Source organism: Spirosoma pulveris (assembly GCF_054781875.1).
The window spans coordinates 404,607-430,947 of sequence record NZ_BAAGTO010000005.1; the positions used below are offsets into that span (position 1 = coordinate 404,607).

Annotated in this window: 23 protein-coding genes; 13 read left to right on the forward strand and 10 right to left on the reverse strand. The window is 50.7% G+C overall.

Translation table 11 applies throughout. From position 1 onward, the window contains the following. Window positions 1–266: 266 nt before the first annotated feature. The 5 genes from pgi (at window position 267) to ACYVJM_RS19560 (ending at window position 5,395) form a co-directional block, all read left to right on the forward strand. Window positions 267–1,925: a glucose-6-phosphate isomerase gene (pgi, locus tag ACYVJM_RS19540; RefSeq protein WP_461149904.1), complete on the forward strand. Its 1,659-nt coding sequence runs from the start codon at window positions 267–269 to the stop codon at window positions 1,923–1,925. A 181-nt stretch (window positions 1,926–2,106) separates the two neighbouring features. Further along, window positions 2,107–3,006, forward strand: coding sequence for a porin family protein (locus tag ACYVJM_RS19545; protein ID WP_461149905.1), 900 nt, complete (start codon window positions 2,107–2,109; stop codon window positions 3,004–3,006). Between the two features lie 226 nt (window positions 3,007–3,232). After that, entirely contained in the window at window positions 3,233–4,129 is an 897-nt protein-coding gene (locus ACYVJM_RS19550) for a hypothetical protein (RefSeq protein ID WP_461149906.1), read from the forward strand. 132 nt (window positions 4,130–4,261) lie between these two features. Next, window positions 4,262–4,828 carry a precorrin-2 dehydrogenase/sirohydrochlorin ferrochelatase family protein gene (locus ACYVJM_RS19555; protein WP_461149907.1) on the forward strand — a complete coding sequence of 189 codons (567 nt, stop codon included), beginning with the start codon at window positions 4,262–4,264 and terminating at the stop codon, window positions 4,826–4,828. An 18-nt stretch (window positions 4,829–4,846) separates the two neighbouring features. Beyond that, window positions 4,847–5,395, forward strand: coding sequence for an NADPH-dependent FMN reductase (locus tag ACYVJM_RS19560; protein ID WP_461149908.1), 549 nt, complete (start codon window positions 4,847–4,849; stop codon window positions 5,393–5,395). Between the two features lie 17 nt (window positions 5,396–5,412). On the opposite strand, the gene ACYVJM_RS19565 is transcribed toward ACYVJM_RS19560, so the two are convergent. Next, window positions 5,413–5,748 carry an MGMT family protein gene (locus ACYVJM_RS19565; protein WP_461149909.1) on the reverse strand — a complete coding sequence of 112 codons (336 nt, stop codon included), beginning with the start codon at window positions 5,746–5,748 and terminating at the stop codon, window positions 5,413–5,415. Window positions 5,749–5,916: 168 nt separating this feature from the next. On the opposite strand from ACYVJM_RS19565, the gene ACYVJM_RS19570 reads away from it, so the two are divergent. Then, window positions 5,917–6,402, forward strand: coding sequence for a hypothetical protein (locus ACYVJM_RS19570; RefSeq protein ID WP_461149910.1), 486 nt, complete (start codon window positions 5,917–5,919; stop codon window positions 6,400–6,402). Window positions 6,403–6,433: 31 nt separating this feature from the next. Here the strand turns inward: ACYVJM_RS19570 and ACYVJM_RS19575 are convergent, their stop codons facing one another. From ACYVJM_RS19575 to dtd, 4 genes are all read right to left on the reverse strand, one after another. Next, the gene (locus ACYVJM_RS19575; protein ID WP_461149911.1) at window positions 6,434–7,009 is read right to left on the reverse strand and encodes a DUF3109 family protein; all 576 of its coding nucleotides are present in this window, start codon (window positions 7,007–7,009) and stop codon (window positions 6,434–6,436) included. A gap of 108 nt (window positions 7,010–7,117) precedes the next feature. After that, complete coding sequence (locus ACYVJM_RS19580) at window positions 7,118–9,520, reverse strand: LysM peptidoglycan-binding domain-containing protein (RefSeq protein WP_461149912.1); 2,403 nt, start codon at window positions 9,518–9,520, stop codon at window positions 7,118–7,120. Between the two features lie 14 nt (window positions 9,521–9,534). Next, window positions 9,535–10,179 (reverse strand): O-methyltransferase, encoded by a 645-nt coding sequence (locus tag ACYVJM_RS19585; RefSeq protein ID WP_461149913.1) that lies wholly within the window; start codon window positions 10,177–10,179, stop codon window positions 9,535–9,537. A 91-nt stretch (window positions 10,180–10,270) separates the two neighbouring features. Beyond that, window positions 10,271–10,723 carry a D-aminoacyl-tRNA deacylase gene (dtd, locus tag ACYVJM_RS19590; RefSeq protein ID WP_461149914.1) on the reverse strand — a complete coding sequence of 151 codons (453 nt, stop codon included), beginning with the start codon at window positions 10,721–10,723 and terminating at the stop codon, window positions 10,271–10,273. A 301-nt stretch (window positions 10,724–11,024) separates the two neighbouring features. Between dtd and ACYVJM_RS19595 the strand changes: the two genes are divergently transcribed. Both ACYVJM_RS19595 and ACYVJM_RS19600 read left to right on the forward strand, forming a co-directional pair. Then, window positions 11,025–11,237: a hypothetical protein gene (locus tag ACYVJM_RS19595; protein ID WP_461149915.1), complete on the forward strand. Its 213-nt coding sequence runs from the start codon at window positions 11,025–11,027 to the stop codon at window positions 11,235–11,237. A 73-nt stretch (window positions 11,238–11,310) separates the two neighbouring features. Further along, complete coding sequence (locus ACYVJM_RS19600; RefSeq protein WP_461149916.1) at window positions 11,311–11,613, forward strand: hypothetical protein; 303 nt, start codon at window positions 11,311–11,313, stop codon at window positions 11,611–11,613. Window positions 11,614–11,717: 104 nt separating this feature from the next. On the opposite strand, the gene ACYVJM_RS19605 is transcribed toward ACYVJM_RS19600, so the two are convergent. Continuing rightward, the gene (locus ACYVJM_RS19605) at window positions 11,718–13,634 is read right to left on the reverse strand and encodes a S9 family peptidase (RefSeq protein ID WP_461149917.1); all 1,917 of its coding nucleotides are present in this window, start codon (window positions 13,632–13,634) and stop codon (window positions 11,718–11,720) included. A 297-nt stretch (window positions 13,635–13,931) separates the two neighbouring features. Here ACYVJM_RS19605 and ACYVJM_RS19610 point away from each other — a divergent pair, with 297 nt between their 5' ends. Next, entirely contained in the window at window positions 13,932–14,717 is a 786-nt protein-coding gene (locus ACYVJM_RS19610) for a DUF2490 domain-containing protein (RefSeq protein ID WP_461149918.1), read from the forward strand. A 56-nt stretch (window positions 14,718–14,773) separates the two neighbouring features. Here the strand turns inward: ACYVJM_RS19610 and ACYVJM_RS19615 are convergent, their stop codons facing one another. From ACYVJM_RS19615 to ACYVJM_RS19625, 3 genes are all read right to left on the reverse strand, one after another. Further along, the gene (locus ACYVJM_RS19615) at window positions 14,774–16,048 is read right to left on the reverse strand and encodes a sensor histidine kinase (RefSeq protein ID WP_461149919.1); all 1,275 of its coding nucleotides are present in this window, start codon (window positions 16,046–16,048) and stop codon (window positions 14,774–14,776) included. Next, window positions 16,045–16,722 (reverse strand): response regulator transcription factor, encoded by a 678-nt coding sequence (locus ACYVJM_RS19620; protein ID WP_461149920.1) that lies wholly within the window; start codon window positions 16,720–16,722, stop codon window positions 16,045–16,047. The genes ACYVJM_RS19615 and ACYVJM_RS19620 overlap by 4 nt, the downstream gene beginning before the upstream one ends. Window positions 16,723–16,842: 120 nt before the next feature. Then, the gene (locus ACYVJM_RS19625; protein ID WP_461149921.1) at window positions 16,843–17,607 is read right to left on the reverse strand and encodes a MerR family transcriptional regulator; all 765 of its coding nucleotides are present in this window, start codon (window positions 17,605–17,607) and stop codon (window positions 16,843–16,845) included. 203 nt (window positions 17,608–17,810) lie between these two features. Between ACYVJM_RS19625 and ACYVJM_RS19630 the strand changes: the two genes are divergently transcribed. Further along, complete coding sequence (locus ACYVJM_RS19630) at window positions 17,811–18,914, forward strand: DUF4369 domain-containing protein (RefSeq protein WP_461149922.1); 1,104 nt, start codon at window positions 17,811–17,813, stop codon at window positions 18,912–18,914. Window positions 18,915–19,017: 103 nt separating this feature from the next. Here ACYVJM_RS19630 and ACYVJM_RS19635 read toward each other — a convergent pair whose 3' ends face one another. Next, window positions 19,018–20,088: an acyltransferase family protein gene (locus ACYVJM_RS19635; protein WP_461149923.1), complete on the reverse strand. Its 1,071-nt coding sequence runs from the start codon at window positions 20,086–20,088 to the stop codon at window positions 19,018–19,020. A 201-nt stretch (window positions 20,089–20,289) separates the two neighbouring features. On the opposite strand from ACYVJM_RS19635, the gene ACYVJM_RS19640 reads away from it, so the two are divergent. The 3 genes from ACYVJM_RS19640 to ACYVJM_RS19650 all read left to right on the forward strand — a co-directional run bounded on the left by ACYVJM_RS19640 (window position 20,290) and on the right by ACYVJM_RS19650 (window position 26,320). Further along, window positions 20,290–21,417, forward strand: a complete 1,128-nt coding sequence (locus tag ACYVJM_RS19640; RefSeq protein ID WP_461149924.1) for a Gfo/Idh/MocA family protein — start codon at window positions 20,290–20,292, stop codon at window positions 21,415–21,417. 144 nt (window positions 21,418–21,561) lie between these two features. Further along, window positions 21,562–22,998, forward strand: coding sequence for a TolC family protein (locus tag ACYVJM_RS19645; RefSeq protein WP_461149925.1), 1,437 nt, complete (start codon window positions 21,562–21,564; stop codon window positions 22,996–22,998). An 85-nt stretch (window positions 22,999–23,083) separates the two neighbouring features. Further along, window positions 23,084–26,320 carry an efflux RND transporter permease subunit gene (locus tag ACYVJM_RS19650; RefSeq protein WP_461149926.1) on the forward strand — a complete coding sequence of 1,079 codons (3,237 nt, stop codon included), beginning with the start codon at window positions 23,084–23,086 and terminating at the stop codon, window positions 26,318–26,320. Window positions 26,321–26,341: the final 21 nt, after the last annotated feature.

The window sequence follows — 26,341 nt, forward strand, 5'->3', positions numbered from 1 at the left end:
TCTCCCGTAGGAAAAGAAGCGTAAAAATAGAGGAAAAAAGATTGCCGGGATTGTCGATATTCGCGCCGACAAGTTAAACAGGCCACAGTTCTTAGTTTACAGTATTCAGTTTTCGGTTTTCGGTGGACTAAGGTCTTCTTTGTCTGATTTCTTTTAGGCCTGTTAAACTTGTCGTGCTGTTTGCCGGGTCGCCCGTGCGATTCTTCAAGCTGACAGCACTATCCTGACACCAAAAGCCGAATCCAATTATCGCAAACCAGAAACGTATGCTCGCCAACCATCGATTTACCGACTTACCAGCTTATACACAGCTTCAGGCACATTATGAGCGTTTGAAAGACCGTCATCTCCGGGATCTGTTCGCCGATGATCCGAATCGGTTCGCCACGTTTACCCGCCAGTTCGAAGACATCCTGCTCGATTTTTCCAAGAACCGCATCACCGCCGAAACCCTTACCCTGCTGCTGCAACTGGCCGAGCAGGCGGGCCTGACCGATGCGATTGGCAAGATGGTTTCGGGCGATAAGATCAACCGGACAGAAGACCGCGCGGTGTTGCACATTGCCCTGAGAAACCGGTCGAACACCCCCATTCTGGTGGATGGCATGGACGTTATGCCTGATGTGAATGAGGTGCTGGCACACATGAAGTCGTTTACGGAGCAAATCCGGTCCGGCGAATGGAAAGGCTATACCGGCGAGGCCATTACGGACGTCGTAAACATCGGCATCGGCGGTTCTGACCTCGGTCCGGTCATGGTAACTGAAGCCCTGAAACCATACGGCGATGACAAAAAGCTGCGCGTTCACTTCGTTTCGAACGTAGATGGCGTTCATATCTACGAAACGCTGCAAACGGTCCGGCCCGAAACCACGCTGTTCCTGATTGCCTCAAAAACCTTCACCACGCAGGAAACCATGACCAATGCCCAAACGGCCCGGCAGTGGTTCCTGGATACGGCCAAAGACGAAGCGGCCATTGCCAAACATTTTGCGGCCCTCTCGACCAATAAAAAGGATGTAGAGAAATTCGGCATCAACCCCGACAACATGTTCGGGTTCTGGGACTGGGTCGGCGGTCGGTATTCGCTCTGGTCTGCCATCGGACTATCCATTGCGCTGTACATTGGTTTCGACAAGTTCGAAGAATTGCTGGAGGGTGCCCACGCCATGGATAAGCACCTCCAGGACACCCCACTCGACCAGAACCTACCCGTCATTCTGGCATTGGTGGGCATCTGGTACAATAATTTCTTCGGCGCGCAGACCGAAGCCATCCTCCCCTACGATCAATACATGCACCGGTTCGCGGCTTATTTCCAGCAGGGCGACATGGAAAGTAACGGCAAATCGGTGGATCGTGACGGCAATCCGGTCGATTATCAGACCGGGCCGATCATCTGGGGGGAGCCCGGCACGAATGGGCAGCACGCGTTTTACCAGCTTATCCACCAGGGGACGAAGCTTATTCCGTGCGACTTTCTGGCTCCGGCCATAAGCCAACGGCCAATTGGCGAACATCACAAAATTTTAATGGCCAATTATTTTGCCCAGACCGAAGCCCTGATGAATGGCAAAACAGAGGCCGAAGCCGCCGACGAACTGCGTAAAGCGGGCAAGAGCGACGAGGAAGTAAATTTCCTGTCTCCGTTCAAAATGTTTTCCGGAAACCGGCCGACAAACTCTATTTTGTTCAAGAAGCTGACACCCCGAACGCTGGGCAGCCTGATTGCCATGTACGAACACAAAATCTTCGTCCAGGGCGTTATATGGGACATTTTCAGCTTCGATCAATGGGGTGTTGAACTGGGCAAACAGTTGGCGAGCCGCATCTTGCCCGAACTTCAGGACGATGCACCGGTCAGTACACACGACAGTTCGACAAACGGATTGATGAACGCTTTTAAAGCGATGCGTAAGGATTAATTAAGCTTATTAAAACGACTAAGTCAGTTTATTAAAAGAAGTGGTTTCAGGCAGTATCTGAGATATTAAATTTTTTGAGGAATTGGAATAGTTCTAAACATTGTCTGATAACCGTCTGTTAATGGGGTGTAATCTTGATTACGCCCTTTTTTTGTCTAACTCAACGTATCAAACAAAAATCATGAAACGTCAATTCTCCATTCTGGCAGTCTGCCTATGTGGTATCGGCATCGCAAATGCCCAGACTACAACCAACTCGTACTCTACAACCAGTACAACAACGAATCCAACGTACACCTCACCGGTGACAACGGACAGCACGAATTCGATGAACAACAGCTCAAACTCCATGAGCAACAGTACGAATTCGATGAGCAACGGGTCGATGAACAACACGACTACGACGCCAAACAGCACGTATTCGACCAACAGTGCTCCAGCTACCGATGGCACAACCACAACGACGTCAACCTACACCACAACGGATAGCCCGGACCGTGTAAAAGCGACGAAAGATTACAAAAACTTCGTTTTCGGTGTTTACGCTGGTCTTAACTCGACAAAATTGAAAGGCGAAACAACAGGTGGCGACATTTCGGGTCGTATCGGTTATCAGGCTGGTTTCTTCGTACGGGGTGGTGGCCGTTTGTTCGGTCAGTTGGGTGCTGAGTATTTTGCTTCCAGCTCGAACTATTTCACCCGTGGTGATGGTGCAACGCCTTCGCAGATTCAGGATCAGATCAACATCCAGTACGTACAGATCCCGGTTTACATCGGTTATAAACTGCTTGAATCGGATCGTGGCATTTCGGCAATTCGTCTGCAGGTTGGTCTTGAATATGCCAACCGGATCAATTCGAACAGCGGTAACTTCAACCTGACGAACTCAGAGATTAAAAGCGGTACGTTCAACGGTCTTGGCCAGCTTGGCTTTGACATCGGTCCCCTGCTTATCGACCTGACTTACCACTATGGCTTGAGCGATTCGATCAAAAACCCAACCAACAACTCATCTATATCGACGGGTTTCGCGGGGTCGGCACGTCGTATCCTGAGTGCTAGCGTAGGTTTCAAGTTCTAATCTTACTGCTTTGCCAAGTAAAGGCCGCCCTCCAACGAGGGCGGCTTTTTGTCGCTAAAGTCCCAAAAGTAGCGATAAAAATATTTTAGATATTGCCTTATTTCCTTTCCAATAAGCTACTGACCATTAGCCACTTAGCTAATTTTACACAATTCTTCCTTCCTCATTTTTACAAACATTACCGATTGTGAACGGTTGTAGACCTATATACTCAACTTGATAAGTTATGAAAACGTTAACGAAATCGATCCTGCTTGCGGCAGGTATGTGCAGCACCAGTCTGGTGTTTGGCCAGCAAAACTCGTACAACGACCGATACGACCAATATGATCGCTACGACCGGCCATCCCGTCGGGACGAACGCCGGGACGACAGACGTCTGGAAGACAGATTCGACGAACGCCGTGAATATAACCGTCGTGAGCAGGAAGAGCCAAGATATAATAACCGCTATGAAGACCGGCGGGGCGACAGCCGACGCGAGATGTACGACGAGCGCGACCTAAGTAAAGCTTACGACGAAGGATTTGAAGACGGTATGCGCAACCAGATTGTTAGTGAGCGTCAGGAACGTCGTGAAAACTACAAACACTTTACATTCGGCGTTTATGGCGGTGCCAACTCAACCCGTTTTGAAGGAGAAACGGTGAATGGTCAAGGCCTGACTGGCCGACTGGGTTATCAGCTGGGTTTCCTGGTACGGGGCGGTGGCCGGGTTTACGGACAGGTTGGCGCTGAATACCTGGCCTCCAGTTCGCAGTTTTTTAAGGCGGGCGATGGTCAGGTAACGGGCGTCAGTGACATTACGGGTAACATCGACCAACGTTACCTGCACATTCCGGCTTACATCGGCGTTAAGCTGGCTCAGTCTGACCGGGGTGTATCGGGCATTCGACTGGCGTTAGGTGCGGAATACGCAACGCCACTCAGCACCGACAAAAACGACTTTAACTTAGGCAACGCCGATTTTCAGGCGGCTACAGTTAACGGGCTGGCTAACCTGGGTTTCGATGCGGGTCCGATCATGCTCGATTTTGTTTACCATTACGGTTTTGCCGATGTGTTGACCAGCGGTAACAGCAAACGTCGAATTCTGGGCGTGAACCTTGGGTTTAAGTTCTAATTAAGCGCCAAGCTGCCAGCTAGTGCGCGAAAAAGCAGCAAGTGGTAAGTGAACAAGTGGTAAGTTTGTCAATGAACAACCTACCAGTTGATCGCTTACCACTTATTGCTTGATAAACTGCCACTTATTCCCATGAACACCCTCTTCCCAATTTTCGTTAAAGCTGAGAATCTGCACATATTGATTGTGGGCGGAGGCTATGTTGGATTGGAGAAACTCACAGCCCTGCTCGGCAACTCGCCCGAGGCCCGTGTTACGTTACTCGCTCCTGAAATTCGGGAAGAAATTCGGGAGATGGCAACCCGGTATCCTAAGCTGGAACTCATCCAGGAGCCCTATCATAGTCTGTATTTATCGAACAAAGACCTCGTTATCGTTGGCACGAACGATAAAGCCGTTAACCGGCTGGTGCAAACCGACTGCAAAACCCATCGAATTCTGGTCAACGTAGCCGACACCCCCGATCTGTGCGATTTCTACCTGAGTTCAGTCGTTAAAAAGGGGGATCTAAAGATTGCTATTTCCACCAATGGTAAATCGCCCACCTTTGCCAAACGATTCCGGGAAGTGTTGGAGGAGATTCTGCCCGACAGTTTGCAGGAAACGCTCGATAACCTGACCGCTATCCGAAACCAGCTAAAAGGTGATTTCGTGCAGAAAATGGAGAAACTAAACGAGATTACGAAGGTGTTGCGGTAACTATAGACGACAGCGGGTATGAACTTTCTGGCAATATCGGGCAGTCTACGCGCTGGCTCAACCAATACAGCGCTGTTACAGGCCATGGTTGCATTAGCTCCAACTTATGTAACCGTCACGCTGTATGAAACCCTCGATGACCTCCCCCATTTCAGTCCGGAACGGGACAAAGAGGTCGTTCCGGAAGCCCTTACGAAGCTTAGAACCCTCCTCCAGGCAGCCGATGCCGTACTAATCTGTACGCCCGAGTACATTCATGGAATGCCCGGTGTACTAAAAAACATGCTGGACTGGCTGGCCTCATCGGGTGAGTTTGTCCATAAACTCGTCGGCGTTATCAGTGCGGGACCGTCGGACCTGGGCGGTTCACGAGCTCATGCGTCACTAACGTATACCCTCGGTATATTGATGGCCCAACTGCCCGAAAAAGCATCGCTCATTGTGCCCTTTATCAAAAGCAGGCTGGCTCCCAGCGGAGACCTTATTGATCCGCTATTAAAGCAGGAATTACAGACAGTAATTATGGCGCTGGCTGAGGCTGTTGAACATAAAAACCAGACGTTGTAATGTTGTATTTAAGCTTGTTATAGAGCCAGTTCCACGGCGGGGTCCCAGAGGAGCTTCTTAAAATCGACCACTCGGTCATCTTCAACCTGTACGCCTTCATCTTCCAGCAGCTGCTGCATAACGGTTGGTCCGCCAAAGAAATGCTTTCCCGATAACACCCCAATTCGGTTGACAACCCGATGTGCGGGAACATCGGGGCGGTTGTGGCATCCATTCATGGCCCAGCCCACCATGCGGGCACCGGCTCTTAAACTCAGGTAATGTGCAATGGTCCCGTAGGTGGTTACGCGTCCCTTTGGCACCTGCCGTACTATCTCATAAACTTCCTCAAAATAATCACGCTGTTCCGGCATACCCCACGAGCTAGTTTGCTAATATCAAAATTGGTGTAATACCGTGCAGATAACAAATAGCAGCAAATTCAAATCCATGGAAAATTAGTTGCTAAGACAAGTCTAGTAAACGGGGCATCAAAAGCAGCAGAAATGAGTACCTTGGTCAAGTCCTTAGCAACTAGACCCATGACGACTTTTGAACAAGTTCTTCGAAGAGCCCAAACCTTACAGGAGGCCCTGGAAAAAGTACAGAGTAATCATTTCTACTGGCAAAAAAAGACACGCCCCCTGCTGGAAGCCACATTAAACCAAGTTCAATCGGGCGCTGATATAAACTGGCATGTTCACGAAGTCAATGCCGATTCTGTTCAGCTCAGAATTAATGATGACCAGGAGCAGGAGCTGGCTGCACTAACTTTCCGGCTGGCTTACAACAGTCTCGTCTCTATTTACGTGACGTATTACACCACGCTGAATAGCCCTGAAACCCGCGCGCTGACTCTGGCGGATTTACATACGGTTGAGCCGGGGCAGGTCGACGAAACGCTAATTCTCAACAGCGTAACTCAGTTTATTGATCTGCTCCTCAAAGAGTACTTTACCCAGCCTATTCATGACAAAGATTTGCGGACCAAGCGATACGTACGTACGTCAGTGCCACCACAGCGGTAACTACTACATGACTATGAGAGCAGAAACCGGTTTATTCGGCGCTTCCCTTCTCTTCAATGGCCTTTGATAACCGACCGTACCATTCTTCGCCATAAGCCCGGATGAGTGCTTCGCGAACAAACTTGTAAATGGGTACATTCAATTGTTCGCCAAAACCACAGGCGGGGCTACAGATAGGCCAACGGTCGTAGTTAAGCGCATGAAAAGACTCATATTTAGTAATACGAATCGGGTAAAGATGGCACGAGATGGGTTTCTTCCAATCCACTTTCCCATCGTTATAGGCTTCTTCAATACCGCACTTCAGAATACCCTGTTTGTTCCAGGTAGCATACACACACTCCCGGCCACCCACAGTACTGGTCACAAAACCACCATCGTGGTCGGACTCGTAGCCACCCTTTTGCTCAATGACCCGAATGCCTTCGGGGGACAAATAAGGTTTTACGTCCTCGTAAATACGATCTAAAATAGCCGGTTCGTCGCCTTCCAGGGGCGCTCCCATATCGCCTTCAACGCAGCAGGCTCCTTTACATTTATCTAAGTTACAGACAAAGAACTTTTCGGCGACATCGTCGCTAATGCATGTATTGTCAATGAGTATCATATACGTAAAGATACAGGTTGACCGGCAAATTTTGATGATGTCCTGCTCATTAAACAAAAAGCTGCTCCGGGCTGGAACAGCTTTTTACCTACAGAAAACCTCCGTTTGTTATGGCTTTACAATTTTAATCTTCTGGCCCACTTTTACGCCCACATCCGTCAGTTTATTCCAGGACTGAATTTGTTCAACGGTCACACCATAAATTTGCGAAATACGGAACATGGTTTCTCCTTTTGCAACGGTATGGTACGTAACACCTGATGGCGACTCAGCCGCCGACGATGCCTTATCCGCTGCCGATGATTGTACCGACCGACTGCCGGGAGCGGATTTCAGCGCCAGCTTCTGCCCAACCTCCAGTTTGTTTTCGGCCGTTAGGTTGTTGAGCGAGAGTAGCTCATCAACTGTCATCCCGTATTGCTTTGAAATACTGTAATACGTTTGCCCGGCTTCTACTGTGTGCATATTGGCCGACCGGTTTACGGACCCCATTCCTGAACGTGTCGCTGCCTCCTTAGGCTCTGGATCGGTTCTATCCGACGCTGTTGGTCGCATTTCGGTTTTGGTGACTACCGGAGGGGCCGGACGAGGTGGCGCTTTCGTTGTGGCTACCGCCCCCGGAACCGTCAATGACCCATCGGCCTGTTGTTCACGAGGTCCTTCATACTTGCCGGTTTCGGGACGTCCCATGTCAGCATCCGCCACTGGCGCCGGTTTTGAGCTGGGTTTGGCCGCGTACGTCTGCACGGGTTTTGGCGTTGTTACAACCGGCGTGTTGCCCGTTTTTTCCCGCTCGGGTGTCGTGGCAACCGGTATAGCCTTCGTAGGCTCCGGTCCTTCCGGCGTTCTGACAATAACAACCCGTTGGGAGCCGTCGCTACTCTCCGAGCGGGATGGCGGAGGAGTGGTGACCACCGGCCGCCCCGGGGACATTGTCTGGCTCGGGTTGCCGGATGGCTGAATAGACGGCCGTTGCGGCTCCGACCGCTGCGGGGTAGCCGGTTCGGATGTACCGTCGTTTGGGGTAATGCCTCCGTCCACTAGTTTGGGCTGATATAGCTTTCGTTCCGATGCGTTACGGGGTACGCCATCACTGCCCGTAACAGGCCGGGCTGCACCGCCCGATGAAGCAGATGCCACATCCTGCCTGGTTGCGGGCGTCGGTGTACGGTCGTAAACAGGTGGCGTTGGTGAATTGATTATTTCGATAGGCTTGTTGGCGGGCCGCCGTTCGCGGAGCCACATTACCCGGCCTACGGCCAGTTTTTGTACCCGGTCAAGGCGGTTATAGCGCAACAATTTTTTCAAACGAATACCATAGCGTTGAGAAATACTACGCGTTGTTTCGTCCTCGCGAACGGTATGAAACGGAACCAGCGCTTTTTTACGCTTCTTGGCCAGATAATACACGTCATTGACGATAACCTGATCCAGATCGCCCATGTCGTTATAACGCAGAAAGCTCGACAGGCTGATTTTAGCCTTCCTGGCCAGCGTTCCGGGGCTGTCGCCAGCCTGGGCCTGGATACCCGGTAAGCCATTTATTTCGTATAAGATTGGATCATTCTTACTACTGAGGCCCGTTGTAACCCGACGCAGCACCGGAAAGCCAACATCATTCTGAACAAAGGCCGGTGTTTTTTTCGAACTCACACTAACAATTTTCTGCCGGATATCATTGATCTGGTCGCTGGCAACCGGAATGGCCACCACATACTCTTTATCGGTTGGAACACCTTCGCCCAGTACCCACCGGTTGTATTTGCGCAATTCAAACTCATCGACACCCAGCTCTTCGGCAATGGCTTTCATTGATTTGCCGCCCCCGCCCGGATACTCAATGAGCGCAAAGCGGTTGCTGGTCTGGTGGGACTTCAATGCATTTTCTATGGCGACTTTATGGGCAAAGAAGCGCAGAATATACCGATCGGTACGTCCATCCAGCGCTACCTCACGCGCGTAGGACCATTCGGGCGGAACCAGTTTTGAGATACCACCGGCTCCCAGATAGTATGAGTAGAGTGAGGCCACCCAGTTGTTGAACTGGGTGTTATTTTTTTTGAGGTACTTGGCGGCACCGTGGGTTGAACTCGTGATGCTTTTACGCTCGTCAATTTCTTCATCTACGCGCATACCATTGTCGATGGCGGTTTCGCGTTTGAACTGCCAGTAGCCTACCGCCGTCGATGAAGAAACAGCATCGGGCGTTAATGAACTCTCCTGAACGGCAAGGTATTTGAAATCCGTTGGTACGTCTTCATCAATCAGAATCGACTCGATTACCGGGAAGTACAGCACAACCCGATCAAGTTTAGCCGTCCAGTATTGCCGATTGGCAAACAGGGCATTGACATCCTGCTGCACAATACGCCGGGCATCGGGGTCCAGCCGCACGGTAATGTCGGCAAAGGTTACCTGCTCCGGCACCGTAGGAACCGATAAAGACTGCGCTGATGCGATCAGACTTACCAGAGCAAAGAAAAAAGTTAAGGAAGAAGTCAGTCTATTCATCGTTATCCGGAAAATCAATTTCGTTTTCTAAGCATCATAATCCCGTCTCGTACGGGCAGCAGCACATTCTCCACACGCGGATCATCATGGACCTTCTGGTTAAAGGCCAGCACGGCAAGTGTATCTAAATCAGATGGTTTCACCGGTTCAACAACCTTGCCACTCCATAGAACATTATCGGCCAGAATAAACCCGCCAGGCCTTACCTGATCAATAATCTGATCAAAATAGGTCGACAGATTGCGTTTGTCGGCGTCAATGAACACAAGGTCAAACGTTTCGGTAAAGGTTGGCAGTATATCCACGGCCCGCCCGAGTCGAAAGTCAATTTTAGCGTTCAGCGGTGATTGCTGCCAGTACGACCGGGCAAAGTCTTCAAGTTCCTCGTTCTGGTCGATCGTAATAAGCAGGCCATCTTCTGTTAACCCTTCGGCCAGACATAGGGCTGAATAGCCCGTATAGGTACCAATTTCCAGAATACGCTGGGGGCGAATCATCCACGAAATCATCGACAGAAAACGTCCCTGAATATGGCCTGACAACATGCGGGGAGCCATAATATGCGCATGGGTATTGCGGTTGAGCCGTTGAAGCAGCTCACTTTCAGGCGAGGTATGGGCGTCGGAATAATTGGTTATAGCAGGTGGTAAAAAATCCATTCGGCAATTTACCTGTTCGCGAAAGCGGTAGGTAAGGGCTGGTTTTTAGTAAAAGTAACGGATAGTGGTAACAAATTCGTAACGATCCGGGCTAAATCCGATTTTTCGAGTCAATCACTATCGTTACCGGCCCATCGTTGAGAAGGGAGACTTTCATGTCGGCCCCAAACTCGCCCGTTTGAATCGGCTTTCCCAACAGGGATGTTAACTGCTCAATCATGGCTTCGTAAAGCGGAATAGCAACCTCCGGCCGGGCGGCTTCAGTAAAGCTGGGGCGGTTTCCTTTTTTGGTGCTGGCATGCAGGGTGAACTGGCTTATGAGCAGAACGTCACCGCCTACAGCGGCTAGATCGAGATTCATTTTCCCCTGCTCATCATTGATTATCCGCATACCGATTATCTTCCGGCTCAACCAGTCTACGTCTTCCTGACTATCTGTATGCGCAATACCAAGCAGGACAAGAAACCCGGTACCTATCTGGCCCTTTATCTGATCATCAATAACAACCGATGCCTGAGAAACACGTTGAATAACCGCAATCATAAATCTATTTATTAGTAAGTCGCGTAAAAATACTAGTAGATGGTTTAGAATCGGTTTAGCCAAAAACCACCATGTATAAATAAAATAAATAATAATGTATACATTTGTAACGATTATAGGCATATGTGGATATAAGACTTTTTTAGTAAAGTCGATAAGCTCCAAATAGTTATGTGTGGCAACGTATATGCTTACAAAATAAGAAATAGAAAAATAATAAAGGTCAATTAAACCCTTTACCGATGTTCGGGTCATAAGCAGTACTCACGTTTACTGTAATACCGGCTTAATTTTGGGACTCATGCGAAAAACATTACTTTTTTTATTAATCCTCATCGGTGCAACACTGACTCTTGTCGTATACTTTACTCTACTGATTGGCTGGATCGATCGTTATTTAGTCGACATGCAAAGTGCCAATCACCTTAAGGGGGGGCTGGAATCAGCTGCTTTGCTGATCTATGTATATGCCGGTATTAAATTTTTCAATCGCCACGTTGGTTCCTTGCGATAACGGCCAGGTGCCTGATAACTTTGCCTGCTGATTTCAGTTGACTGAGAAAGCAACGATGTAACTGACTCAACGTATGTGGTGGAAGAAAACAAAAGTATTTACTAAACAACGATTAAAAGAAGCAAATCTGGACCCGGTTCCGTTCGTGAAAGAGCGAGTGCGCAGTGAATTTGCCCGAACCGTGCTGGAACCACTGCCCATTACCCAAACCGACTTAGGCAATGAAGTCGAGTTTCAAGCTGACGCACTGGTATTGAGTCTTCCTCAATGGCAAACCATTAAAGCAGACCTACTGGCGCTATCTGAAGCCGTTTCACCCGCCCAGCGCGAAACCATTGCAACCGTTATTGCAACCATAGAAGCTGAAGGCGAATAAGTTGCCGGCAACGAGACGTTCAATAACCCAAAAGCCACATGTAGTTAGCCCGGATGAGCTACTGCATGTGGCTTTTTAATTTTCAGGCCAGTTACCTACCAAAGTTACCGCACCAGGTCCGGCCCCCGAAGGTATTTGTCGAGAAACTCACGTACAGCCTTGTAGGCGGTAATTTCATTTTCCTTCTTCACAAAGCCATGTCCCTCATCAGGAAAGGTAACGTATTGCACAGGCACACCGTTTTTCCTGACATTGGAGACAATCTCGTCCGATTCAATCTTTAATACACGTGGATCGTTTACTCCCTGAATAACCAGAAGCGGCTTTTTGATTCGTTGGGTATGAAACAGGGGCGACTTGTTATACAGTGCTACAGAGTCTGTTTTGGGGTGGCCAATCTCTTTGAACATGGCATCACGCTGTGGTCCCCACCATTCGGGCATGCTGTTCAGTGTTCGGAGCCAGTTGGCAACGCCAAAAATATCCACACCAACGGCGAAATCATCGGGTGTAAAGGTCAACCCGGCCAGGGTCATGTACCCCCCATAGGAACCACCCATGATACCAATCTTGGCCGGGTCGACGTAGCCGGTTGCCGTCAGGAACTTCTTCGACTCCACACAATCTTTCAGATCAGCGTCGCCATGCTTACGGTCGTCGGCGGCATAAAATGTTTTACCATACCCTGAACTGCCCCGGTTATTGACCGCCAGCACCACATAACCGCTGTTTACCAGATACTGCACCAGAGGAGAGTAGTTCAGGCGGGTTTGACCACCCGGCCCACCATGAATGCTCAGAATGGCAGGGAGTTTTGCCCCCGTACCGGCATCTTTGGGCTTATACAACAGAGCTGGTATTTCCATACCGTCAAAGGATTTATACCGAATCACTTCACCAGCCACCAGATCGTCGGGGTCAATATCCGGGTTCAGGCCCCGTATCAGAGGAGTTACTTTACCCGATTTAAAGTCATATGAATAAAGCGTAGCTGGCGAGTTGGAGCTGTTCACATAAAACGTCATCCGCCCTTCGCTATCGGCAATATTTACGCCGGTAACATCGCCACCAGGCAGTGCAGGCAGCTTAACGGGTTGATTCGTGCGCGTATCGATAATTTTGAGTTCAGTACGGGCGTCGTTGTTGACCGATAGCACACGATAGCGCCCCCGGTGCGAGAGGTAATCGCCCGAAATATCCCAGTTGGCTTTGTCGAGTACGGCACTTTGGCCGCTGGCTAAATCATAGGCTTTTACGTACGCAAATTCGTTGCCTTCGTCCGTCGAAATCAGGAGTTTTTTTCCATCGGGTGTAAATCCATCCGGACCGTTATTCACCTCTCCTTCATGTTTGGTAAGCAGTTTCGTCTCTTTCGTTTTTGTATCGTAGAGGTAAACATCTCCATTTGTTGTCGTGATGGTCTTTGCCAGTGCGATGTATCGTTTATCGGGGGATACATCGCCGGGGAAGAAGCCGCCGGGGTTTTCGAACAGGAGTTTGGGCTTCATCGTTGCGATGTCCATTTCGTACACATCGAAAGCCGCCCGATTGCGCTGGTTAGACTGGTAAAAGAAGCTTTTCCGGTCGTGGCTTAACCCGGCAAATTGAAACTTCGCTTTTTCGGCGGGTGTCAGGTCGCTTACGGCACCGTCTTTCTCGCGCAGGTAGATATGATTCAGTTCGTTACCTCCCTGATCACTGCTGTAGAGAATCCGGCCGTCGGGCAGGTAACCGAGTACATAAATGGCATTCGTGGTCGACCGGGTCAGTTGCTTTGGCTGGCCGCTGCCATCGAAGGGAATTTCATACAGATTGAAGACCCCATCCTGATTGCTGCTGAACAGCACGGTCTTTTCGTCGGGTGAAATATCAGACCCGCCGAAACGGATGGTTTTCATGAATTGCTCGATGGTGTATTTTCGAACGGCGGTCGGCCTGGGAGCCGGACCTGCCCAGGCTGTGCCCACGGCTATTGATAGAGACAGACATAACCATATCTGTTGACTAAATCGATTCGTCATGTGTTGCTGAGGGTTTGAATAAGATGAGTTTACTGGACGATTTACAGCCTGTAACTGGAGTAAATTTGAGAAACAAACCCAATATTGATTCTATAAAAGGGAATTATTCTGTCATGATTTGAGTGAAAGGCAACTTCGCCAGTAATCAGCTGACGCGCATCGGTCTGTGGATGGTCGATCGCTTGTATAATGTTACTTGAAGCACCCAATATTACCTTATTGTTAAGATACACATACATAATATTGCTTATACCTAACATTGAGTAATTTTACTAACCGTAACATTCTGTATCAATTGTGATTCGTTTTCAATTTACCGTTTATCTGCTCGCAGGCCTTCTTTCCCTTACGATTACCCGCTCATTTGCCCAAACGTCTCTTACGCCCTCATCGCCCTGGGGCACCTGGTTGATTGGCACCATTCAATTACCGACGGGCCCAAAAAAATGGGGAGGCTTTGCCGAAGTACAGGGCCGGGCCAATGGCGCATTCAGTCAGTTTTTTTATAATGAACTGAAGGGCGGGGTCAGTTACGATCTCGACAAAAACTTCACACTGACACTGGCGGGCGGGCGCTATGCTACCTATGATTACAAGGCGCTGTCTGACGGGCCACTCAATACCGAGAAGCGTTTATGGGAGCAACTAATCATTAACCAGTACCTGACCCGGCTGAAGTTCGAACACCGGTATCGGGTAGAGCAGCGCTGGTTTACCTTTCGAGATGGGACTACGCCCTACCGCAGCCGGATTCGCTATCGGCTCAACATGTTTGTACCGCTCAACAACCACACGGTTACGGCGAAAACAACCTTCCTGTCCATTTATGATGAAGTTTTCCTGAATCCGATCGGGCCTACTTTCGAGCGCAACCGCCTGTACGCAGGTGTCGGTTACCAGTTCGATCAGCAATGGATTGTACAGCTGGGTTGGGTAAACCAGACGAACTACAATGCGGCTACCTTCGACCAGGGCGTTTTCATCCCTCAGCTGGCCACGGGCAAAAATAATCTGGTGCTTGGACTGACCTACCGACTCAAACGAAAGAATACATCCGAAAAGCTGCCCACACAGCCGGATTAAGTATTGGTTACCGGGAAGTGGTCCAACCTCAGAATGACCAACTTATCAACCAGTAATCAACTCACTGCTTTCGTGATGCAAAAGCAGTGAACGCCTTCTGTTTCCTGATACGAAATAGCCAGGCCGTAGCTATCACCAATCTGCCGGATAATGGACAGCCCCAGCCCTACAGAGTCGGTCCCGGCACTCTCTTTCTTGAATCGCTCGAAGAGTCGCTCCGGCGAAGAGGTTAACGGGGCACCGGTATTGCTCAGACAGACCTTGTCTTTAGTTGACACAAGGTCGATCCGACCGTGCGGATGATTGTGCTTAATGGCATTATTGACCAGATTCATCACCAGGCTGTCGGCCAGCGACACCGGAAGCTGGACCTCAAACGGTTCAGTAACCTCTACATTAACAGCCAGTTGCTTAAACGACAGCACTTCCTCCATATCTACCAATTTCTCGTTCAGCAGGGCCGACAGATCGATCGGCTGGCTGTCGCTGAACTGCCGGTTTTCGATCTTGGCGAGCAGTAGTAACCCCTGATTCAAGCGCGATATTCGGCGGGAGGCCTGATAAATACGCTCAATCCAGCGCGTCTGTGTTTCGGTCAGTTGCTCGTTCTGGATGAGTTGCTCAACGGTTGCGTTAATGAGCGCCAGGGGCGTTTGCATTTCGTGGGAGGCATTCTCGGTAAACTCTTTCAGGCTTCGATAGTCCTGCTGCATTTTGTCGGCCATTTTCTGCAACACATCGTTTAGCTCCCGAAACTCGGTTATTTCGGGTTTATCCAGTGCCAGTGATGCTCCACTGCTGAGGTCGAATCGTTTTAGTCTGGATAAGGTATCATAAAACGGAAACCAAAGCCGCCCCGACAATTTACCCTGAAACCAAAAGGTTCCGACCAGCAGTAAACCCAGGAAAAGCAACATAGCCACCGTAATCACCTCGATAAGCCGATAGGTCTGAATTAGCGATTTACGAATCTCGACCCGGTGTATTTTGCCCTGAATCGACTGATAAAAAGTTAGCTGCCGAAAGGGTGTCAGCTCATCATCGTACCGATTCAGGATCAGGGTATCCGTAAAAATTTCCCTGGGAGCCAAAGCTACCTTGTCCCGGACGGGCGTAACATTGATCTTGTTCTCAACGAAGTAGGGAATGTTCGACCAGGCGTTGTGCGCCCGAACGTAGGTTTCGAAATCCCGCCGTTCGACCCGCAGCCGGTTCTCGACTTCATCGTAGATCACCAGCCGGATAATCTGGTAAAAGGCAATGGCCGTCAGCAGGTAGATGACCAGCGAAAAAGCCAGATAGATTCGATTGGTTTTGGCGAGAAGTTTCACGGCTGACTGAATTTATAGCCGATACCATAAATAGATTGTATATAATCGGCGGCTCCTTTTTCCAGCAATTTCCGACGCAGGTTTTTGATGTGGGAGTACACCATATCAAACGAATCGGCGGAGTCGATGTTATCACCCCAAAGATGCTCGGCAATAGAGGCTTTGGTGAGCGCCACATCTACATTGGACAGGAAGTAGAGCAGCAAATCATACTCCTTCCGCGACAGTACCGCCGGTTGCCCGTTCACAAACACGTTGCGTGTATGCGGTACCACTCCAATTTCCTGAAACCGGATTTCGGTATGTCCGCCAAACTGCCGCCGACGCAGCAATGACTTCACTCTGGCGTTCAGTTCCGAGAGGTGAAAGGGTTTGGTGAGGTAATCGTCCGAGCCGATTTCCAGCCCTTTCAATTTATCTTCCAGGGCGTCACGGGCCGAAATAATGATAACACCGGTGGTAACAAGGAGTCGTTTGAGGTCTTCGATGATCTGGAAGCCGTTGCCGTCGGGCAGTGTCAGATCGACAATAACACAATCATAATTATAGAGGTGAATTTTTTCCTCGGCTTCGCGGAAGGTAGCCGCCGTTTCGCACACGTAGCCGTCTTTCACCATATAGTCGGTGATGCTCTCGGCCAGCCCCTGTTCATCTTCTACAACCAGTACTTTCATAGCGTTGCCAATAGTAACAGACGGCTAAAGTAAGCGGCAATATTGGAAAGATTTGGGAAAAGTGAAGAGATGCAGTGACCGGGTCGGGCTATTCGTTAATGAGTCACTGTATCTGTTCCTTTAAAGCCTCTCCGCAAAATGCACCATGGCTTTATTCAAAAAAGCTGCGTATTCCGGGTTAGACTGCCCATTTTGGATCGTATACCGAGGGTCATCGATATACAGTTGCGCCAGACCTTTATAAGCCTCGGCCATGTTTCGGCTCCGGCAAACCGACTCGCCCCAGAAGCCCCGAATGTTGGTGTAATGCCGGGCAATCTGCTGTTGCACAGCCTCGCTGGCTGGGTCCAGATGCAGCATTGCAGCCAGTGTCTGAGCAATTTCCAGTTGATCGGCTTTAAGCTTGGTAAAGTCGGGGTTGCCCATCCTCCGCAGCTTCTCCTCCGACTCCTCTACAACCGCAGCGCCGTATTTTTCAACGGCTTCTTTTCGATACACATCCCCTTTGGGAAATCCTTTGTACAATTCTCCGTTGGTTAACATGATTCGATCTCCTTTTAAAGTTAAAATCGTTTTGTCAATCGTCACGAGCAGCGTTTCGAGTCGTTGCTGTCTGGATTTCAGCGCCTGTTTATGATTTTCCAGCGCATCCAGCACATTGAAATCCGGCGCATCCAGCACCGCCTTAATGTCGGTCAATGAAAAATCAAGTTCCCTGTAAAAGAGAATCTGCTGTAGTCGGATCAACTCTTTTTCGCCATACAACCGGTACCTGGCCTCGGTACGGATGGACGGTTTCAACAAGCCCAGACGATCATAGTGGTGCAGCGTGCGCACACTGACACCGGCTAGTTTCGCCAGTTTTTTCACTGAATATTCCCGCATAAACACATCGTTGCTGAGTGACAAAACAAAAGTAGGCTATGACGTAAGGGGAGAGTCAAGAGAAACTTTCAGTTTTTTCACTATTCACTCCTCCCTTCCTCAACAGGCAGACGAAAACAAGTCAACAGTCGTTTCAGATACAACCTGACAAGCAGATTAACAGCCGGATAGTTTACGTATTCCACATGGATTCAGGCAAACACATGAATCAGCGAAAAACGCAACACAAAACACCCGTCTGGTTTTTCACCATCCTTTTCCTGAGCCTGTCGGGTCATATTCATGCGCAGTTTACCACTACGATAAGCGGTTTCTTTTCCAAAGAATGGGAAGGAAAACAAGCGATGGTGGTGGCCAAACCCCTTCAGGGCCCACCCGTTATCGACACGACTACGATTGTGAACCGCAGCGCCACCTTCACCATGAACCTAGCCGAACCCTGTGCGGCTTATCTTTGGGTCGATGGTCGTAACGAAGATATTCAGTTTTTTATCGACTCGCCTAAACTGTCAATCGGAGTCGAGTCGGGTAATTTTCTGCCGCCTATTATTACCGGTTCGGCCAGCAGCGAATCCTGGCCCGAGCAGCTGAGCCGTTCAAAACACTGGCGGGACCTTGACCCAGATGATCAGCAGACGATGATGAATGCCCTCCTGACTGGCGATTCACTCACGGCCTTCACCCTCGAAAATAAGGCAGACTCCCTGCGAATGCTTGATCGGAATGACCTGGTGAACCTCATTCTCGAACAGCCTACCCTGGCATCCAGTTGGTACCGCTTTGCATCAGGCACATTCTCTTACACGCAAACACTGGCTTTATTCAACAAACTGCCGACGTTTGCTTCGTACCCCTCCTACCAGCGCATCAAAGCCGAACTGGAACAAAAACAACTGGGTAAAAAAGCGCCTGATTTCAGCCTGCCAACGACAACGGGGAAGCCCGCCCGCTTAGCCGACCTGACCAATCGGTTTATTCTGATCGACTTCTCCACGCGGCATCTGGTTAGCTGCCGCAAACGCCAGTTCGATTTAATAAAGCTTTACCAAAAATACCACCCGCTGGGACTGGAACTGGTTACCGTATCCGTTGAATTTGACAAACTGTACGGGCAGGACGCCCTGACGAAGTTTCCACTGCCCTGGATTCAGGTACAGGATTTTATGGATGCTCCGCTTATTACAAAAGACTATGCGGTAAATAACATGCCCGACAATGTCCTGCTCGATGCCAACAAGATCATGATTGGCCGGGACCTGTCCATTCAGGAGTTGACCGCTATGCTGGAGGAATTGGTGAAGGAATAGGTTGTATCCTGCCAGGTATGAAAGGACTACGAACACTAGTCCGCAACGCGGCCATTATTCGCACCGAATCACTCATTTCCAAATAAGTAGTGTGTCATTTCGACTACCGGTGCCCCCCTAAATTCCGCCGAATAGGTTCATCGTAAACGACCAATACCGAATAGGCAAACGCCCCAAGAAGCATGGTTCCGGTAACTATAATCAGTGACAGCTGCAAGGTATCCGGCTTATGGCTGGCCAGATAGCTTCCAAATATCCACATTGCTCCGTAGTGGGTCATATAAAGTGGATAGGAAAGCCTGCCCAGGAACACACATAGTTTTTTTAGTCCAGGCGACAAGATAGCCCCCGCACCAGCCGCAATCAAGATCGGGAAATACAGCAACACAATGAACAGTTCCGTCAACCAATTCCATTGGGTGAAGGGCATAAGGAAGGCCAGGATGAGCAACATGGCCATACCCGGGAAGCCAAGGTTATTTTTCCAAATCCAGTTGGCCCGGTAAATGAATAGTCCGGCCAGAAACGAATATGCGATTCGGGCACCCCCATCCCAGAAGTTAGACCCGGCCCAACCGCCCAGCAGATTACCGGCCCGGTAGCTAACCCAGAACAGGACTACTGCCGCCAGGACAATGAACACCGTCAGATAGCGACGGCTGATCCGATACAGGACAAGCGCATAGAGGATATTGGCCACGTATTCCCAGAATAAAGACCAGGCCGGCGCATTGAAACCGAACAGGTTGAAAGCCCGCTCTTTCATGATGGGAAACGGAATGAGGAACAACGAGCAAACAAAGGTTAGAAACACGTCTGCCCGACTCAGCAAACCGGGCTGAGTGGCAAAGGGATCGAACAGGTAACCCAGTAATCCTAAAACTGATCCCAGGATTACAAGAGGATGCAATCGAATCAGCCGTAGTTTAAAAAACGCAGCGAGTCCCAACTGACGGATGCGGTCGTCATAGGCGTAGCCGATGACAAAACCCGATAAGCAAAAGAAGAAATCGACGGCTAAAAAACCATGGGCGATGAAATTACGGCTGGCATCGGGATACACCCACTCCATAAAATGAAAGATGACGATAGCCAGGGCAGCCACCCCGCGCAATCCATCCAAAATGGCAAAGTGAGGCTTTGTGTTCAGGGTAGCCAAATTTGTTTCTCCCATGCGGTTAATTCTGTGTCCAAATCTGATACCAGCGAACACGCAGTAAAACGATGATTCAATAAACGTTCATTTTTTCACATTTCCTTGCATTGCCGTATTTCGCTTGTCCCCTCATTAGTCCGCTTATGGAATAACCGAGCGGCCCGGCGACCACCTGAGTACTTTTGTTAAAACGAGATTTCACATCAGGATACCAAGCTTATGCGTAGGACCACTTATTCAAGACGTACGTTTATGGAGCAAATTGGCTGGGGCCTGGGCGCTTCCCTAACGGTGTCCTCACTTCCGGCGATGGTCCGGAAACGAGCGGGCGTCATTGATAATAAAAAGTTGAACATTGCGCTCTGCGGGCTAGGCCGTTACGCAAATGTCCTTAAAGGCGGGATAGCCGCATCGCAATCCTGCCGTCTGGCGGGTATCGTGACGGGCACACCCGCCAAAGCGGCTCAGTGGAAGAACGAGTTCAAGATACCGGACAAGAATAGTTATACCTATCAGAATTTCGATCAACTCATCAACAATCCGGACATCGATCTGGTGTACATCACCCTTCCTAACGGCCTGCATAAAGAATTCACCCTGCGCGCAGCCAAAGCAGGTAAGCATGTTATCGTCGAGAAACCAATGGCGTTTACCCGGAAGGACTGCCAGGAAATGATTGATGCCTGTCAAAAGGCCGGTGTCCAGTTAGCGGTAGGATACAGGTTACATTACGACCCCTACCACATTGAGCTAAAACGATTGGGTCAACAGAAAGTCTTTGGACAGGTACGCCTGATTGAGGCTTCGTTAGGGTATCGGTTAGCCGGTATACCTCCCGACGACTGGCATTTGAAAAAAGCCATTGCAGGCGGTGGGCCGCTGATGAACCTGGGCGTTTACTGCATTCAAAGCAGCCGTTATGTGCTGGGGGAAGAACCCGTGGCGGTTACCGCTCAGTTCGGACCGGTCACCATGCCTGATTTGTTTAAAGAGGTAGAGGAAAATATTACCTGGCAGCTGTATTTTCCCAGCGGGGCCATCTGCACCTCCTCCTGCACCTCAAACTGTAACATCGATCGATTTTATGCTTCGGCCGATGAGGGTTATTTCGAACTGGAGCCAGCGCTAAGCTACGGTCCTTTCAAAGGCCGAACCAGTGAGGCCGCGTTTAACTTTCCGGTTGTCAATCAGCAGGCGGCTCAGATAGATGATATCGCTCAGCACATACTAACCAATAAGCCCTTGCCCGCCCACATATCGGGCGAAGAGGGCCGGAAAGATATACAGGTGATCGAAGGCATCTATGAGGCTGCGAACAGTGGCCGAAAAGTAAACTTAAAGCCTTAAAAGATCTCTTTCGTCACTGATTTCCATAGAATTCCGCTCAATATTTCGGCCGGATGCCCTTTTTCCCAAATGTTTCCAAATTTGGGTTCGTGCTTTGCCAACACTCGACCGGGGACTTGTTTAGAAACGGTCGGGTAGTTGTGCATGAAACACGCATCTTTCCTCTGTGCCCCAAAGCGGTTTTATAACCGCTTCCCGCACCCAAAACAAACGGGCTGGCTCCTGCTGCTGGGAACAAGCCTGCTCACCCTCCCCTCTATGGGGCAATTACTGAACATCAAACAGGTAGTCGATCAGAGTGTTCGGCAGTATCCGTTCCTGAAAGCGAAACAGGCCGAGGTTAGCAGCGCTCAGCGACGTTTACAGGCCAGCCAGACAGAATTCCTCCCGGTGGTCATCCTGCAGGATCAGTACACTTACGCCACCAGCAACAGCCTGAACAACTCGTTCTTCCCCAACGAAGGCACCAGCATCTCTACTTCCGGCGGGGTGCGCCCAATGGCGATTTCACAGGCTAGCTTTGGCAGCTATACCAGTGCCAGCATCGAATGGCGGGCCATCACATTCGGGCGAATCAAAGCCAGCGTGGGCACCGCTCAAGCCGATCTGCAACGAAGCGAGGCCGACTACGAAAACGAAATCTTTCAGCACCAGGTCCGCACTATCGACGCGTATTTACTCCTGCTCATTAACCAGAAGCTGGTCCAGATCCAGCGCAGCAATCTGGAACGGGCACAAACGTTCAAACGGGTGGTCGATGCGGGCGTCCGGTCGGGGATGCGGGCGGGCGTCGATAGTTCGCTGGCTACCGCCGAATCCGTTCGGGCGCGACTGCTTCTCCTGAACAGCCAGCAGCAGGAACAGGTACAGCGGCTGCGGCTTTCCGAACTGGCGGGACAACTTCAGAACGACATGCGGGTCGACAGCATGCGTTTTTACACCGCTCTCCCCAACGGCACATTCCTCACCGATTCTATTTCGCCCAAAAACCCGACGTTACGGCTGTTCGAATCGCAGATCAAGCTATCAGCGGCCCGAAGTCTAGCTACGCAGCGATCGAGCATGCCGCTGATTTCGCTGGTTGGAGCGGGCAACGCACGGGGTTCGGGCTTTTCCAATCAAGGCGATATTTTCCAGACAAATCAGCTCAATGGCCTCGGCTATCAGGTGGGTAACTATCTGGTTGGCGTAGTGGCCCGCTGGAATCTCACCAATATGTTTCGGGTGAGGCAGGACTATAAAGCCGAACTCTATCAGGTGGAGCGGTCGCGGCAGTTGCTGAACACCCAGCGCCTGCAAATTACCCGACAGTATCAGGAAGCCGACACCCAGTATCAGGTGGCGCTCGAACAGGCCCGGCAGGCTCCCATTCAACTCCAGGCTGCCCGGCAGGCCTATAATCAGGCGAAATCGCGCTACGAGAGCGGACTGACAGACTTACCTACCCTCTTGCAAAGTGTCCTTACGCTCAACCGCGCCGAAGTTGACGGGTATGTAGCCGTCAGCAACGTGTGGCGGTTCCTGCTTCTGAAAGCTGCCGCCGATGGCGATTTATCGCTATTCATGAACCAGGTCTTGTAGAGACGCAATCCTTTGCGTATTCCATGCATTAGCCAAAACCATCCGTATACAAGACGCAAGGGATTGCGTCTCTACACAAAATAGTATGTATAATATCATTCGTTCTGCGCTTCGTAAACCCATTTCGGTGGTTGTGGCGGTTTTGGGGCTTCTGTTTTTTTCGGTGATGTCGCTGTTTACCATTCCAGTCGACATTTTTCCGAATCTCGATTTGCCCACCATTTATGTGGTGCAGCCCTATGGCGGTATGGCCCCCGACCAGATGGACGGGTTCATCGCCACCCGCTATCAGGATCACTTTCTGTATGTGTCCGGTATCCGGGACATCGATGTGAAGACTATTCAGGGGCTGTCGCTCATTAAACTCTCGTTTTATCCGGGCACCGATATGGCACAGGCAGCAGCCGAGGTCGCCAATAACGTATCCCGGGCGAAAGCGTACATGCCGGAAGGAACGGTGCCGCCCCAGGTGGTGCGCTTCGATGCCAGTTCGGTGCCGGTAGGACAGTTGGTTTTTGAGAGCCAAAGCCGGTCGCTGAACGAGATTCAGGATTATGCGTCGTCGCGGGTGCGGCCTATGTTTTCACGTATTCCGGGCGTGTCCAGTCCTCCACCCTTCGGCGGTAACCAACGCACGGTTGTTATCAAGGTCAATCCGCAACTGGTTCGCAGCTACCAGCTCACACCCGAAGAGGTCATCAAAGCGATCATTACCAACAACCAGCCTTCTCCGGCGGGGAATATACGCATTGGCGACAAAGCCCTGATGACGCCCGTAAACTCACTGGTCAGACGCCCCGAGGACTTCCTGAATATTCCCATCCGGGTAGGCTCCGGCCCCACGGTATTCGTTCGGGACGTAGGTACGGTAGAAGATGGTGCCGACGTTACGGTGAGTTACGCGCTGGTCAATGGCCGACGGGCGGTGTATATTCCGGTGGTCAAAAAATCAGACGCGTCCACCCTCGATGTGGTGAACAACATCCGAAAAGCCCTGCCGGAGCTTCGGGCTGCGGTGCCGGAAGATGTCAAGATTTCGTACGAATTCGACCAGTCTGTATACGTGACCAACGCCCTGAAAAGCCTTGTGACAGAGGGTATCCTCGGCGCGGTACTAACGGGTCTGATGGTACTGCTCTTCCTCCGCGACTGGCGCAGTGTGATTATCGTGGTCGTGACCATTCCGATCTCGATTCTGTCGGCGGTGATCATGCTCAACCTATGCGGTCAGACCATCAACATCATGACCCTATCGGGGCTGGCACTGGCCATCGGGATTCTGGTAGATCAGGCCACGGTAACAATTGAGAATATTCACCAGCATCTGGAGACTGGGAAACCCAAGGCCGTAGCCATCTGGGATGCCTGTAAGGAAATAGTTTTCCCGGAATTTCTGATCCTGCTGGCTATTCTGGCCGTTTTTGCGCCGGCTTTCGTCATGAGTGGCGTACCGCGATCCATGTTTTTACCCCTGTCTTTGTCCGTTGGTTTTGCCATGATTGCGTCCTTTCTGCTCTCGCAGACGTTCGTACCCGTATTAGCCAACTGGCTGCTGAAAAGCCATCCGCCCCACGAAGCGCCTACGCTTGCCCTCGACGCGCAGGAACGGCACGCCATGCTGGACGAAGGGGCTCATCCGGTAGCGAACGCCAAAGGCTTTGAGAAATTCAAGCAGCGGTACTCATCGCTGCTCGAGAAAGTCCTCAACCGCCGGGGGCTGGTTGTGGGCGGCTATCTGGCGGGTACCATTGCCATTATCGTAGTGTGTTTCATGGTTATCGGAACGGATATCCTGCCCCACGGCAACAGCCATCAATTTCAGATGCGTCTGCGTATTCCCGACGGTACGCGGGTAGAGCGAACGGAAATGGCCACCCTCAAGGTACTCGATATCATCAAAGAAGCGGTGGGGAAAGACGCGGTCGAGATTTCGTCGGCTTATGTCGGTACGGTACCATCGAGTTACGGTACGTCCAACATTTTCGTCTTCAACAGCGGCCCGCACGAAGCGGTGCTGCAGGTATCGCTCAAGGAAGATCATCCGGTAAACATGGACAATCTCAAAGAAGAACTTCGGACTCGGATTGCCAAAGAATTACCAGCGGCCAACATTTCCTTCGAGCCTATTGAGTTGACCGAGAAAATCATGAGTCAGGGTGCATCGACACCCATCGAAGTGACGGTAGCGGCCAAAGACCTGAGCGAAGCGGGACGTTTTGCCAATAAAATTCGGGAACGAATGGCCAAAATCGACTTCCTGCGCGATGTGCAGATTGCCCAGCCACTGGCTTACCCGGTGCTTAAGGTCACGATGAACCGCGAACGGGCCGGACAGTTGGGCGTTACCTCCACGCAGGTAGCCCGGTCTATGGTTGCCGCCACTTCATCCAGCCGCTTTACGGACAAAAACCTGTGGCTCGATGAGTCGAAAGGGCTGGCATACCAGGTGCAGGTGCAGATTCCGGAATACCAGATGAGCAGTGCCAGCGACATTGGCAACATACCCCTGAAAAGTGGCGCGATGCATCCGTTACTTTCCGATGTAGCTACTTTTTCGGAAGGTACGGCTCCCGGCGAGTATGACCGCGCCGGACCGAACCGACTCGTAACCATCACCGCCAATTTGCAGAAGAAAGACCTCGGCACCGCCCGGAAGGCCGTCGAACAGGCCATTAAAGAAGCGGGCGAACCGCCCCGTGGCGTACTCGTTGAGCTGGGTGGACAGACCAACCTGCTGGCCGATACGCTGAGCAGTTTACAGACCGGTCTGCTCGTAGCCATCGTGATTATCTTTTTGCTGCTGGCGGCCAACTACCAGTCGTTTAAATTATCGCTGGTGATCTTAGCGGCCATTCCGGCTGTCGTAGCGGGAGCTTTACTGATGCTGCTGGCCTGTGGTGCAACGCTCAACCTGCAATCGTACATGGGTCTGATCATGTCGGTAGGTGTGTCGGTAGCCAATGCCATTCTGATGGTAACCAACGCCGAAAATCTGCGGCTCGAAATCGGTGATACCCGGCGGGCCGTGGTGCTGGCCGCCAACAGTCGGATTCGTCCTATTCTGATGACCAGTATTGCGATGATTGCCGGGATGGTGCCGATGGCGTCGGGATTGGGCGAAGGGGGCGACCAGATTGCCCCGCTTGGTCAGGCCGTTATTGGCGGTCTTATAGCCTCTACGCTGGCGGCCCTGCTGATTCTGCCCTGTGTCTTCACCCAGTTCCAGGCCAAAGCCACAACACAGTCGGTCTCCCTCGATCCCGATGATCCGGAAAGCAAATTTTACCACAGGGAACTTAGTCCAAATCAATTCGTGAATTAACACCAGGGCTCAAACATCATC